The 11,900-nt window shown below is 69.3% G+C and carries 14 protein-coding genes; 3 read left to right on the top strand and 11 right to left on the bottom strand.

The window, feature by feature from the left end:
- Together I4Q42_RS21015 and I4Q42_RS21020 are read right to left on the bottom strand one after the other, a co-directional pair.
- Window positions 1–978 carry an SPFH domain-containing protein gene (locus I4Q42_RS21015; protein WP_198578120.1) on the bottom strand — a complete coding sequence of 326 codons (978 nt, stop codon included), beginning with the start codon at window positions 976–978 and terminating at the stop codon, window positions 1–3.
- A gap of 76 nt (window positions 979–1,054) precedes the next feature.
- Complete coding sequence (locus I4Q42_RS21020) at window positions 1,055–1,498, bottom strand: TIGR02301 family protein (RefSeq protein WP_198578048.1); 444 nt, start codon at window positions 1,496–1,498, stop codon at window positions 1,055–1,057.
- Between the two features lie 213 nt (window positions 1,499–1,711).
- Here I4Q42_RS21020 and I4Q42_RS21025 point away from each other — a divergent pair, with 213 nt between their 5' ends.
- Window positions 1,712–1,921: a hypothetical protein gene (locus tag I4Q42_RS21025; protein WP_198578049.1), complete on the top strand. Its 210-nt coding sequence runs from the start codon at window positions 1,712–1,714 to the stop codon at window positions 1,919–1,921.
- Window positions 1,922–2,017: 96 nt separating this feature from the next.
- On the top strand, window positions 2,018–2,788 hold the full coding sequence (locus I4Q42_RS21030; protein WP_198578050.1) for a Crp/Fnr family transcriptional regulator: 771 nt from the start codon (window positions 2,018–2,020) through the stop codon (window positions 2,786–2,788).
- Window positions 2,789–2,792: 4 nt separating this feature from the next.
- Here I4Q42_RS21030 and I4Q42_RS21035 read toward each other — a convergent pair whose 3' ends face one another.
- Together I4Q42_RS21035 and I4Q42_RS21040 are read right to left on the bottom strand one after the other, a co-directional pair.
- Entirely contained in the window at window positions 2,793–4,130 is a 1,338-nt protein-coding gene (locus tag I4Q42_RS21035; RefSeq protein ID WP_198578051.1) for a PI-PLC domain-containing protein, read from the bottom strand.
- 111 nt (window positions 4,131–4,241) lie between these two features.
- A complete protein-coding gene (locus I4Q42_RS21040; RefSeq protein WP_198578052.1) occupies window positions 4,242–5,207 on the bottom strand; it encodes an NAD(P)H-dependent flavin oxidoreductase in 966 nt (321 codons plus the stop codon).
- Window positions 5,208–5,420: 213 nt separating this feature from the next.
- Here I4Q42_RS21040 and I4Q42_RS21045 point away from each other — a divergent pair, with 213 nt between their 5' ends.
- Window positions 5,421–6,467 (top strand): hypothetical protein, encoded by a 1,047-nt coding sequence (locus I4Q42_RS21045; RefSeq protein ID WP_198578053.1) that lies wholly within the window; start codon window positions 5,421–5,423, stop codon window positions 6,465–6,467.
- 7 nt (window positions 6,468–6,474) lie between these two features.
- Here I4Q42_RS21045 and I4Q42_RS21050 read toward each other — a convergent pair whose 3' ends face one another.
- The 7 genes from I4Q42_RS21050 to I4Q42_RS21080 form a co-directional block, all read right to left on the bottom strand.
- Window positions 6,475–6,612, bottom strand: a complete 138-nt coding sequence (locus I4Q42_RS21050; protein WP_198578054.1) for a hypothetical protein — start codon at window positions 6,610–6,612, stop codon at window positions 6,475–6,477.
- A gap of 110 nt (window positions 6,613–6,722) precedes the next feature.
- Complete coding sequence (locus I4Q42_RS21055; protein WP_198578055.1) at window positions 6,723–7,331, bottom strand: hypothetical protein; 609 nt, start codon at window positions 7,329–7,331, stop codon at window positions 6,723–6,725.
- On the bottom strand, window positions 7,328–8,041 hold the full coding sequence (locus tag I4Q42_RS21060; RefSeq protein WP_198578056.1) for a hypothetical protein: 714 nt from the start codon (window positions 8,039–8,041) through the stop codon (window positions 7,328–7,330). The genes I4Q42_RS21055 and I4Q42_RS21060 overlap by 4 nt, the downstream gene beginning before the upstream one ends.
- Window positions 8,038–9,201 (bottom strand): hypothetical protein, encoded by a 1,164-nt coding sequence (locus I4Q42_RS21065; RefSeq protein ID WP_198578057.1) that lies wholly within the window; start codon window positions 9,199–9,201, stop codon window positions 8,038–8,040. Before I4Q42_RS21065 ends, I4Q42_RS21060 begins: the two co-directional genes overlap by 4 nt.
- 135 nt (window positions 9,202–9,336) lie before the next feature.
- Window positions 9,337–9,768 carry an NUDIX hydrolase gene (locus tag I4Q42_RS21070; RefSeq protein WP_198578058.1) on the bottom strand — a complete coding sequence of 144 codons (432 nt, stop codon included), beginning with the start codon at window positions 9,766–9,768 and terminating at the stop codon, window positions 9,337–9,339.
- Window positions 9,765–10,838 carry a patatin-like phospholipase family protein gene (locus I4Q42_RS21075; RefSeq protein ID WP_198578059.1) on the bottom strand — a complete coding sequence of 358 codons (1,074 nt, stop codon included), beginning with the start codon at window positions 10,836–10,838 and terminating at the stop codon, window positions 9,765–9,767. The genes I4Q42_RS21070 and I4Q42_RS21075 overlap by 4 nt, the downstream gene beginning before the upstream one ends.
- A 196-nt stretch (window positions 10,839–11,034) precedes the next feature.
- Window positions 11,035–11,832 carry a 3-hydroxybutyrate dehydrogenase gene (locus tag I4Q42_RS21080; RefSeq protein WP_198578060.1) on the bottom strand — a complete coding sequence of 266 codons (798 nt, stop codon included), beginning with the start codon at window positions 11,830–11,832 and terminating at the stop codon, window positions 11,035–11,037.
- Between the last annotated feature and the right edge of the window lie 68 nt (window positions 11,833–11,900).

Consider the following 11,900-nt stretch of genomic DNA (forward strand, 5'->3'; position numbering starts at 1 on the left):
TCAGGCTCCCTTGCGTGAGGTCGGCGGCACGGCGCTGGCCCGCGAGGGGACGGGCGCCGCCGGCGTGGGCCTGGGGGCGTCCGGACCGGCCAGCGAGCGGATCAGCTCGCTCACCCCGGCCACCGTGCCGGTCAGGCCGGCGAAGTCGGCCGGCACGATCACGGTCTTGGCGTTGGGCGAGCGGGCCAGCTCGCCGAACGCCTCGACATATTTCTGGGCGACGAAGTAGTTGATGGCGTTGACGTCGCCGCGGGCGATGGCCTCGGAGACGAAGGCGGTGGCCTTGGCTTCGGCCTCGGCTTCCCGCTCGCGGGCCTCGGCGTCGCGATAGGCCGCCTCGCGCCGGCCCTCGGCCTGCAGGATGGCCGACTGCTTGGCGCCCTCGGCGCGGGCGATCTGGGCCTGCTTCTCGCCCTCGGCCTCGGTGATCACGGCGCGGCGCTCGCGCTCGGCCTTCATCTGCCGGGCCATGGCGTTGGTGATGTCGGCCGGCGGGGTCAGGTCCTTGATCTCGATGCGGGCCATCTTGACGCCCCAGGGGCTGGTGGCCTCGTCGATCGTCGCCAGCAGGCGCGAGTTGATGTGGTCGCGCTGGCTCAGCACCTCGTCCAGCTCCATGGAGCCGACCACGGTGCGCAGGTTGGTCTGGGCCAGCTGGGTGATGGCGTAGATCAGGTTGTCGACGCGGTAGGCCGCGGCCGAGGCGTCCATCACCTGGATGAAGACGATGGCGTCGACGGTCACCGAGACGTTGTCCTTGGTGATGACCTCCTGCTTGGGAACGTCGAGCACCTGCTCCATCATGTTCACCCGCCGGCCCACCGCCTCGACGAAGGGGGTCAGGATGCTGATGCCGGGCTTGAGGGTGCGGGTGTAGCGGCCGAACCGCTCGACGGTGAACTCGCGGCCCTGCGGCACGATCTTGATGACGTTGACGACCAGCACGATCGCCAGGACCAGAAGCACCAGGGGGACCAGAAAAGCGGTCACGAACGCCTCCCGAAGCGCGGCCCGGCGACCTTGCCGCCAGTCGCCTTGCGCCCATGGGTGGAACTTAGCGCGCCCCTCGCTCGTCCGCCATGGAATCCGGCGCCGCTTGCTCGTTGATCCGCACGGTCTGGGACAGCTTGATGGCCAGGGCCCGGCCGCGCTGGGCGGCCTGGCGCTCGGCCCGGCGGCTCTCAGGGCCACATTCGGGATAGGCGGCCTGGGCCGCGGCGTAGCCGCCGTTGAAGCGGTCGCGCAACTGGCCGTCGAAGGCCTGGTCGGCCTGCTCCACCTCGGTCAGCCGCACCATGCGCGCCCGCCAGAACTGGTCGCCGATCCCTTCGCAGGCCTGGCGCAGGGCGTGGCTCTGGCCGATGGCGTAGGCCAGGTCCAGCAGTCGCTGGCGCTCGGCCGGTCCGCGGTCCTGGGCGGTCGCAAGCCCGGGCGCAAGCGATGGCGCGACCGCCAGCAGGGCGGCGAAAAGCAAGGCGGCGGGGCGGGCGGCGGGCATGACGCCACTATCGCCCGAAGCCCCGCGCCTGTCATCGCCGCGCCCGCGTCGAGCGAACACAACCCAGGGACTATCCACAGCCGCGCTTGCCTCTTTGGAGTCGAAACTTAGACTCTTCAGGGCCTTGCTATCGACAAGGATCGGGATCAGGCTTGTGGATAAGTCAGGGGCGGCGAGAAACGACCACTCCGACAGAGAAAGGGAGGACGTGTCATGGCCGAAGTGCATTACGGCGTCGTCCAGGTGGGCGACCGGTGGACCATCATCGGCGACCAGCTCCGGTTCGGGGCCTATCGCAGCCGCCGGGAAGCCGAACAGGCCGCCGTGCGCCTGGCCGAACAGGCCACAGGCGTCGGCATACCGGTGCGCATGCACCTGCAGGACGAGACGGGCCAGCTTCACAGGCCCACCCTGCTCAGTTGACGCCTATCCGGTTGAAGGCGCGCGAGGGACCGCACGCAACGAAAGGTCCTCTCCGCGCGCTTTAACGGTGAGCAAGCGCCGCCGTTGGATGCCGTCATGGCCGATTCCGCAGAACTGACCGATCGCGACCCCCGCGCCGAGCGGGTGCATCACGCCTATGCCGGCAACCGGCTGTTGCTGGCCATGCCTGAAGAGGCCCGCGCGGCGCTGAAACCGGCCATGTCGCTGACCGCCCTGTCGCGCGGCACGGTGCTGTTCGACGTCGGCGAGGACGTGCGCAGCACCTATCTGCCCTGCCGGCCGACCATGGTCTCGCTGCTGGTCGTCACGCCCGACGGCCGCGAGGTCGAGGCCGCCACCGTCGGCTGGGAGGGCGCCCTGGGCGGCGTCGTCAGCGGCGGGCTGAAGCCCGCCTACGGCCGGGCGGTGGTCCAGGCCCCCGGGCCGGCCTTCGTCGTGCCCACAGCGCGGCTGGACGAGATGCGCCAGCGCTTTCCGGCCCTGGGCGACCTCTTCACCCGCTACGCCGACTCCATGATCGCCCAGATGATGCAATCGGTGGCCTGCAACGCCCTGCACACCATCGAGCAGCGCTGCTGCCGCTGGCTGCTGGCCGCCCACGACCGGGCCGGCGAGGACATCGTGCGTCTGACCCAGGAGGCCCTGGCCGACATGATGGGCGTGCAGCGCACCACCGTCACCGCCGCGGCCAAGGTGCTGCAGGCCGACGGGATCATCCAGACCCGCCGCGGTCGAGTCGAGATCCTCGACCGCCGCAAGCTGGAGCGCCGGGCCTGCGAATGCCACGGCCAGGTCGAGGCCCATTTCAGGAAGCTGCTGCCGGAGGTGGCGGCCAGCGCCGGCTGAGGCCTCAGCTCGGGTATCCGAAGTTCGAGGCGATGATCATCTCGACGGGACTGGCCATGCCGAGCGTGGTCTGGAAACTACGCTCCTCGTAGTCGAACAGGCACCAGCCCAAGGACGACGGGCGGTTGGAGTCGATATAGGCTACCACCTTGTCCTGGATGTAGACGCCCAGCAGCGCCAGCTGGGTGGCGCTGGCGAAATCGATCAGCAGGCCGTCGGCCGGCTTGAAGGCCTGGGCCTGGACGAACAGGCCGAACTTCTCGACCTCGGCATTGCCGATCGGCAGATCCTTGTACTGGTCCTGGACGTACAGCGGGAAGGGACGCTTGGGCGGTTTGGGCGGCAGGCCGGCGCCCGGCGTGTTGTCGGGCATGGCCAGCGGGATGCCGAAGTCGTCGTTCTCGATCTGCGTGACGATGGGCTGGGCCAGCTGCGGCTGGCGCTGCGGATCGATCAGGTCGGGGATGATCCGGTCGATCAGGTAGACCTTGCCGCGCACGTTGGCCAGCGACCGCATCTGGCCGGACAAGGGCGCGATGCCGTAGCTGCCCAGCAAGCCCAGCAGCGTGTCGAGGACGCTCGGCAGGTCGGTGTCGGCGACGCCGTTCTGATCGTCGATCTTCAGCGACATGGCGACGACTTCCGACGGGTTGCGGCTCAGGAAGTCGCTGCAGGTCGCCAACAGCTCGGCCAGCGGCTCGTAGACGTGGAAGTCGAAGCCGAGCCCGTGGTCGCCGTGGCAGGTGTTGAAGCTGTAGGTGTCGCCGCCCGTCGGCGAGACCGTGGGCACGATCTGCAGTCGCACGTCCAGCAGGCGCACGCCGCCCTCCAGCTGGTCGCTGATCGTCCGGTCGTGGCAGGAATAGAAGGTGGTCCAGGTCTCGTTGATGGCGGCGCTGTCGTGGGTGCCGGGAATGTTGATGGCGCTCAGCAGCGTCTCGCCGGGAATGTGCTTCATCCAGGCGGCGGGCTCGATCAGCTCGAAGGTCAGGATGTCGGTCGCGCTGTCGTCGGCCGACCAGTAGAGGTAGCCGTCACTGTCGGGACCCCGCAGGTGGCGGTCGGGTGCGCTCTTCAGCGAGATCGACTTGTCGTCGTTGTAGAGCACCGGTGCGTACCAGGTCGAGCCCAGGCCCCAGCCGGCGTAGTTGTTGCGGCCTTCTCCCAGCCAGCGGTCGTTCTCTTCCTTGGCCAGGTAGAGGTCGTGGTCGCGATAGGTCCACTTGACGGCCGAAGCCTCGCTCGTCGACTGGAACAGGTAGAGGGTATTTTCGTAGCTGCCCAGATAGCCGGCGAAGGCGCCGGTGGCGCGGGTGTAGCACTTGACGGTGCGGTAGTTCATGGCGAGCCCCTGAGCCTGGCGCCCCATGGCCAAGCCGTCGGACCCTAGTCGCAACCCCTGCGCGCCCTGTGTGAAAATCGTCACTTCAGGCTGCATTTTGCGAAGTTCGCCTCAGGCGAGCAGCTTCGCTGTGCGCCGAATGGCGGTTTCTGCCTCCGCCACCAGGCTGGCCACGATCTCGCCGGCCGGGCGCACGTCGCTGATGCCGCCGGCGCTCTGGCCCATGGCCAGGCACGAGCGGTCGGGGTCCAGGCCCTCGGTCTGGCCGCCGATGCCGCCCAGCACCCCGGCCTGGACGCTGGCCATGGCCTGCAAGGGGAACGGCTGGATCTCGCCCGGCCGGCCTTCCCAGTCCTCGACGTATGGGTTGGCCTTCACCCGCATGGGCTTGCCGGAGTAGCAGCGGGTGCGGACGGTGTCCTCGTCGCGGGCGGCCAGGATGGCCTCCTGGTAGACCGCGCCGGCATGGGCCTCGGCGCTGGCGATGAAGCGGGTGCCCATCCACACACCTTGCGCGCCTAGGGCCAGGGCGGCCGCCAGACCGCGCCCGTCGTGCAGGCCGCCGGCGGCGATCACCGGGATGTCCACCGCCTCCACCGCCTGGGCGACCAGCGGCAGGGTTCCGACGAGGCCCGTGTGGCCGCCGCCTTCGCCGCCCTGGCAGATCACCGTGTCGCAGCCGGCGTCCCGGGCCTTCTGGGCGTGGCGCACCGTGCCGCAGACCACCATCACCTTCAGCCCCGCATCGTGCAGCCGCGCCAGGATCGGCGAGGGCACGCCCAGGCCGGCGATGAAGGCGCTGGCCCCCTCCTCGATGATCACCTCGACGCTGGCGGTCAGGGCGTCGGGCGTGGCGGCCAGCAGGTCGACGCCGAACGGCCGGTCGGTCAGGGCCTTCACCTGCCGCATCTGCGTCCGGATGAAGTCGGGCGAGGTTCCGGCCATGCCCAGCACGCCATAGCCGCCGGCGTTGGAGACGGCCGCCGCCAGCGGCGCGTAGGACACCCCGCCCATGCCGGCCAGCAGGATGGGGTGGTCGATCCCCAGCAGGTCGCAGATCGGCGTGCGCAGGGCCATGGCGGCGTCTCCCTTGGTCGGCCCTCTGGTCTGGTGGACGGGGCCCTTGGGATCAGAGTGCGCCCCTCCGCAGGGGCGGCAAGCGTGCCGCGAGGGCATGATGCAAGTGTTTACTCACTTACGTTGAGCGTGTATGGAATTCGAGTGCGCTTTTGCGGCGACTGGGAGGCCGGCATGAACGGGGCGCCTGGACGGATCGGACGAGGCGCGGCCTTGGCCGCGCTTGCCACCACCCTGCTCGCGGCGAGCGCGGCCCAGGCGCTGGCGGGGGAGGCGACGATCGGCGAGCTGGTCGGCCTGACCCCGGCCCAGGTGCGCGCCCGGCTGACCGGCGCGCCGGCCGACACGCCGATGGAGCGCGGTTTCGAGGTCGCAGAGGACGGCGGAACGACCGCCTATCTCACCCTCGACCAGCTGCTGTCCGACCCCCGGCAGGCCCGCCAGCGGGCGGTCTGGCGCACCTATGGCGAGGCCCCGCGCGATCCCGAGACCCCGGTCTGCCGTTCCCGCCTGGCCTCCGGCCCGGCGACCCTGACCGTGGGCGATCCGGTGCTGGCCTTCCGCGACGGCCGGCTGGCCGGGGCGCTGCGGCCGGCCAGGCGCGCCGCCAAGCCGCCGGCCCCGTCCCTGGACGACCGCGAAGCCTATTTCCGCTGGACCCGCCAGGCGACGCCCAGCCCGTTCGTCGCCGCCTTCGGCCAGTTGCCGCTCGAGGACGGCGAGGCCTTCCTCGGGCGCTGGTCGCGGGGCCGTCTCGACCCTGCCGAGCGGCTGTCGGTCGACTGCGCCCCGTTGCCCCGGCCGGTGATCGCCGCGCCGGCCAAGGACCGGGTGCGAGGCCTGACCCACAGCGACATGCAGGGCCTGGCCCTGCTGCCCTTCGCGGTGAAGCTGCCGGGCATGAACCGCGACCGGGCGCGGGCCCGCGAGCGCGGCGCGGCCACACTGGCCGGCCTGGCGGTCGGCATGCGCCTGCCCCAGGGTCCGGCCGCCTTCGCGCGCGGCCAGGACGGCCTGCGCTGGCAGGCCTCGGCGCGGCCGGGCTATGGCGTGCTGACCATCGACCTGGGCGGCTGGCCGACCCGCAACCTGTCCGACAAGCGCGACGCGGCCCTGGTCGGGGTGCACGATGGCGTGGTGGAGTGGATCTCGACGCCGGACAGCCCTGGCCCGCCGGCCAACCTGCTGTGCATCGACGCCCAAGGCCAGGCTGGCGAGCCGCGTCGCGGCTGCCACGGCTGGGGGATTTATCGGCCTTAGGCGGGCCTCAGCGGTCCTCGTCGAGGATCCGCTCGGGGTCCAGTTCCGGCGTCCAGAAGCAGGCGGCCATGCTGGCCAGCATGACGGCCAGCATCGCCAGGAAACCGCGCGGTGGGGCCAGGCCGACGATGTCTTGCGGGGTCATCTCTCTCGTTTCCTCGTGAGCCGATGTCCCGATCTGACGTCAGGACTGCCGGTCACGGAAGAAGCGTCTCACTGAAGCCAGGGTTCGACAAGTCCTCATTTTTCAAAGGGTTATTCTGGACTTGCGGGTCCAGGATTGGGCGCGCCGGCTTTCGCCCTGCTGCCGCTCTTGGCGCTGGGATGGTGAGCCAGCAGTCCGGCGCCGAGCGTCATGGCGACGAAGCCCAGGACGAAGGCGGCCAGCAGCGAGAGGCGCATCTGGTTGACGGACCGCGGCGTCCAGACCTGTTCCGGATCGTAGAGGGCGTCCCGCAGCAGATCGAGATTGGTGACATGTTCAGCTTCGGCCCTCAGCTCGGGTCGAAGCTCGCTGCCGACGATGGCCCGGACGACTTCACTCCGACCGCCGAGCTCGATCGAGTCCTGCACGACGAACTGGCTGTAGAGCCAGAGGTATCCGGCCACGCCGCACGAGCCGAGCACCAGCAAGGCCACGCCCGCCAAGCCGCGCCGACGGCGATCGGGCCGATCGGTCGACGCATTCGCAAAGAACGTCGTCAGGATCGCGACCGCGCAGAAGAGCGTGGCGACCTTGCCGGCCGACGTGGGCCAGGGAGGCTCGAGATCGGCCGCCCACAGACCGAGCGGGCCGGCTCCGGCCGCTATGGCGGCCGCCGCCCAGATCGATTTGAACGAGCTTAGATAGTCTGTGAGCTTCACGGGTTGGGCGCCTGCATTGGCGTCAGCCGCTTGCGGGTGGGATCCGAGATCACCAGCACGAACTCCTCGTACCCAGGCGCGCCGGCCCGTGCGGGGTTCACCCTGAACACATAGCGGCCGATGCGCATGCGCTCGCCGTCGCTGTAGGACGACCACTCCGTCGAACGCTGCCTGTGCTTCTGAGCGCTCATGTAGTGCAGCGTCGCGTCCGTCACGGAGGTCGAGATGGACGTCGTCACGGCGATGCTGCTCGGGGCCCGGGAGCTCAGCACGGTCTTGGCTGCACGGGCGTCGGCGTCCGCTCTGGCGACGGCGTCGGGGTCAAGGGCGCCTGCGGACGTCTTGCGGGCCACCGCCAGGGCCAGGTCGAGCTCGGAAAGGGCGTCGTCCCGAGCGTCGACGGCGATGCCGAGCATCTCGGCCTTCACCTCGGCCGCCGCCGGGTCGCGCTCGGCCTTCTGCTTGCGCATCTTCGCGATCTGCTGGTCGAGGGCCTGGATATCCTGGGCCAGCTGGGTCGCATGAGGGTCGGCGAACGGCCCGGTCGTGCTGATCTCGACCGTGTCTCCCGTCCCGCCCTTCAGCACGATGGTGTCGGCAGGCGGCTTGGCGCTCAGGGGCGAGGCCACGCCCAACAGTGCGCAGACGGCGATCGGGAAGACCAGGGGCTTGCCTCGCTTGGCGCCCCATCCTCGGCTGCCGATGTTCACGTTCCGGGTCCTCCAACGATGAACAAGGGCCTTGCGGCGTCCGCGTCCGTCGCCACCATGGAGACTTGTTGGGTCCGGCCAAGGCGCTGCATTTCAGGGATCTGCGACAGGTAGTCGTCGGCCATCGTCTTGGTGGCCTCGAACCAGTCCTGCACCGAAATGACCTGTCGCCCGCCGACCTGGGCCTTCAGCGCCTTCGCCCGCGCGGCCACGGCGCATTGGTTCGCAAGCGGCAGCACGCTCATGGTCGAGGCCAATTCCCGATGAATGTCGCCGCGCGCCTCGGGCGGGGGGAGGCCAAGGCCGAGCCTGGTCTCCTTTACGACCTCGACGTGCTGGTCGGCAGTCGCGCTCGCCGTCCAATGCCATGCATACTGTCCAGGCGCGGCGGACTGCACCAGGACCAGGCCGGGAGTCGCGGCGAACCTCGCCGGCGCGGATGGCGCCGCGCCGCGGGTGTTCTGGCAGGTGTCGAAGATGAGGAGCGCGCTGTGCGTCGCCTCGCCAGGCGCGTTCCCGGCCAGAAACGCCTTAACGGCGTCGACGACGTCGCCATAGGCTATCCACGTGGACGGCGCGTCGACCGAGGCGTCGCCCGGCAGGAAGCTGGGTCTCCCGTCCGCGCCAAGAAGTCCGTGCGCGGCGACGTAGATCACGAGGCGTACGCGGCCTTGGGTCTGCCGCATCTTCTCCGCGTCCGCGATCGCGGTCGCCAGCGCGCCGAGGATGGCCGCGCGCCGGATAAGGGCGTCGGAGCCGCCGCTTCCGTAGCCCATCACCCTCACGACATTGGAGGGATCGGCGCTGGTCTTCGGCAGCCGGCTGGTGGGAATGATGTCCGTGAGGCGCGCGTCGGCGTAGGCGCTTGGGCCTGTCAGTTCGCCGGCCCGCGAGAAGATGCCGGCAAAGAGGCTCGCGCCGATGAAATGGGCCGGTGTCGAGATGACCCCCGCGCCCGGCTGGTAGTTGCTGATCCCTATGAACAGGCCGACCGTGGGTTCCGCGAGCGCGACATCCTTGACCGGGCAGTCGGGGACATTGCTCCGGATATAGATCGGCGAGCCGACGGTCGTGGTCTCGCCGTAATAGGCCGTGCAGGACGAGAGCAGGGGCAGAACGCCGCCGGACGCGAGCAGGGCAAGGCATCGACGCCGCAGCACGGGGTTGCTCCCAACACCAATTGGCGAAGTCTAGCAGTCTCTGGCGCGATCCTGAACCATAAGTTGACAGGGCGGCCGGTGGCGTCTCTGGCGTGTTGCAAGCGCCTCTGTACGGCTTGGGCGCATCCGCCCCACCTATCGCCCAAACAGCGCGTAGGTCTGCTCGATGACCTGCCGCGTCAGGTCCCACTCCACCGCCGCCATCGCCTCCTCGCGGGTGAAGAACCGGGCGTCGGCGGCGTCGTCGCCGGGCACGGGCTCGCCGCCGGTCCATTCGGCGGCGTAGTCGAACATCACGAAGTGGCGGGTGGTCTCGCCGGTCTCGCGCGAGGTGAAGACGCCGTCGACGACATCAATGAGGCCCAGCAGCCGGGCCTCGACGCCCGTCTCCTCGCGCAGTTCGCGCAGGGCCGCCTGCTCCGCCGTCTCGCCGAACTCGATGCGCCCGCCCGGCAGGCTCCATTGGCCCAGGCGGGGCGGGGTGCCGCGCTTGATCAGCAGCACCTCACGCCCCCGCAGGCAGATGACGCCGGCGGTGGGAGAGGGGGTCGGGGCGGGGGTGTTCATGCGAAACCAGACTTCAGATCTACCGTCGAGCGCTCCCCGACCTGGGGGAGGCACTCGCCGAGCCAGTCTTCCGCCGCCTTGCGCCCACGGGCCTTGAGGTCGGTCAGAAAGCTCCACTCGGTATTGAACTTGGACGCCAGCGACAGGTCGGCCAGCGGCTGGTCGGCCTTGATGGCGTGCAGCAGCATCCGCCGATAGCGTCCCCGGGCGTTGTCTTTCAAGAGGCCTTCGTCGAGCAGCTTCTGCACGAAGCCGATGGCGCGCAGCTCTGAGGACAACGCGGCGTTGAAGGTGATCTCGTTCAGCCGGTCCATGATCTCGCCCGGGGTCTTGGGCGTCTCGTCGCGGACGAAGGGGTTGAGGCTGACCAGCAGGATGTCGTCGGGGGTCTTGTCGTAGAACAGCGGCCACAGCGGCGGATTGGCCAGGAAACCGCCGTCCCAATAGGGCTCGCCGTCGATCTCCACCGCCTGGAACACCTGCGGCAGGCAGGCGCTGGCCAGCACGTGGCGGGCGGTCAGCTCGGTCTCGCGAAACACCTTGGCCTTGCTGGTGCGCACGGCGGTGGCGGCGATGTACAGCTTGACCGGCGAGCGCTCGCGCAACGCCTTGAAGTCGATCGCCTCGTCGAGGATGTCGTTCAGCGGATTGAGGTTGAACGGGTTGAACTCGTAGGGGCTGAACGACAGGGCCAGGGTCTCGGCCATTCGCCAGCCCGGGGTGTTCTTGATCCAGTCGGTCGCGCCCCCGAAGGCGCCCCCGAACGCGCTCGTCCAGATGCTGGTGTCGCCGAAGACGTTGCGGCCGCCGTTGCGGTTGACCTGCTTCCAGAAGTTGTCGAGCGAGGCCTTGGCCCCCTCGCGTCCGCCGGCGATTAGGCCCGAGGTGTAGGCCACCGCGTTCATCGCCCCGGCCGAGGCGGCGGTGATGGCCTGGATCTCCAGGCCGTCTTCCTCCAGCAGCCGGTCGATGACCCCCCACTCGAAGGCCCCGTGCGAGCCTCCCCCTTGCAGCGCCAGGCTGATGGGATGGGGCCCCTTGGGCTTCTTCCTCAGCGGCGGGATGGGCATGTCGGCGACCTCGGTGCTTGGTCCTCGTCCGGAGTTTATCCTCGGGCCGACCTACGGTCGGACCCGGGGGACAAGCTCAGGATGAGGACCAGTTACAGGCCCATCCAACGGGCCGGGCGATAGAAAAACCTCATCCTGAGCCTGTCGAAGGACGAGGTTTTCGTCTCAGAAGGTCGCCCCCAATCCCTGAAGGGCGCTACTGCGCCGTCCAGCCGCCGTCGATGGCGAAGGAGGCGCCGTTGGCCGAGGCCCCCAGGTCGCTGACCAGATACAGCAGCTGGCCGGCCAGCTGTTCGAAGGTGACGAACTGCTTGGTCGGCTGGGCGGCCAGGATCACGTCCTTCATCACCGCCTCCTCGCTGATGCCGCGGGCCTTGGCCTGGTCGGCGATCTGGGCCTCGACCAGCGGGGTCTTCACGAAGCCGGGGCAGATGGCGTTGCAGGTGATGCCCTGCTGGGCCGTCTCCAGGGCGATGGTCTTGGTCAGGCCGAGAATGCCGTGCTTTGCGGCGACATAGGCCGACTTGTAGGGCGAGGCGACCAGTCCGTGCGCCGAAGCGATGTTGACGATCCGGCCGCGGCCCTGCTCGCGCATGATCGGGATCGCCGCCTTGCTGGCATGGAAGGCCGACGACAGGTTGATGGCGATGATCAGGTCCCACTTGTCGTCGGGGAATTCCTCGACGGGGGCCACGTGCTGCACGCCGGCGTTGTTCACGAGAATGTCCAGCTCGCCGAACTCGGCCTTGGCGGCCTTGACCATGTCGGCGATCTCGACCGGCTTGGTCATGTCGGCGCCGTGATACAGCACCTCGACGCCGTGCTTTTCGGCCAGTTCCGAGCGGGTGCGCTCGATGGCGTTCATCTCGCCCAGGCCGTTGAGCACGATGTTGACGCCTTGACCGGCCAGGGCGTCGGCCAGGGCGTGGCCGATGCCGCTGGTCGAGCCGGTGACGATCGCGACCTGCCCCTGCAACCCGAAATCAACCGCCATGACGCGCTCCTGCCAGGCGGCCTCGCCGCCCCTTATTTGTTGCAACGCAACATATAGCCCGCCGTTGC

The organism is Caulobacter hibisci (genome assembly GCF_016135805.1).
Classification (GTDB): domain Bacteria; phylum Pseudomonadota; class Alphaproteobacteria; order Caulobacterales; family Caulobacteraceae; genus Caulobacter; species Caulobacter hibisci.

Coding starts and splice junctions, on each gene's coding strand:
- I4Q42_RS21025 (WP_198578049.1), top strand. CDS start 1,712: ATGGCCGAAGTGCATTACGGCGTCGTCCAGGTGGGCGACCGGTGGACC.
- I4Q42_RS21040 (WP_198578052.1), bottom strand. CDS start 5,207: ATGGCCCTGCGCACGCCGATCTGCGACCTGCTGGGGATCGACCACCCC.
- I4Q42_RS21020 (WP_198578048.1), bottom strand. CDS start 1,498: ATGCCCGCCGCCCGCCCCGCCGCCTTGCTTTTCGCCGCCCTGCTGGCG.
- I4Q42_RS21035 (WP_198578051.1), bottom strand. CDS start 4,130: ATGAACTACCGCACCGTCAAGTGCTACACCCGCGCCACCGGCGCCTTC.
- I4Q42_RS21050 (WP_198578054.1), bottom strand. CDS start 6,612: ATGACCCCGCAAGACATCGTCGGCCTGGCCCCACCGCGCGGTTTCCTG.
- I4Q42_RS21080 (WP_198578060.1), bottom strand. CDS start 11,832: ATGGCGGTTGATTTCGGGTTGCAGGGGCAGGTCGCGATCGTCACCGGC.
- I4Q42_RS21075 (WP_198578059.1), bottom strand. CDS start 10,838: ATGCCCATCCCGCCGCTGAGGAAGAAGCCCAAGGGGCCCCATCCCATC.
- I4Q42_RS21030 (WP_198578050.1), top strand. CDS start 2,018: ATGGCCGATTCCGCAGAACTGACCGATCGCGACCCCCGCGCCGAGCGG.
- I4Q42_RS21070 (WP_198578058.1), bottom strand. CDS start 9,768: ATGAACACCCCCGCCCCGACCCCCTCTCCCACCGCCGGCGTCATCTGC.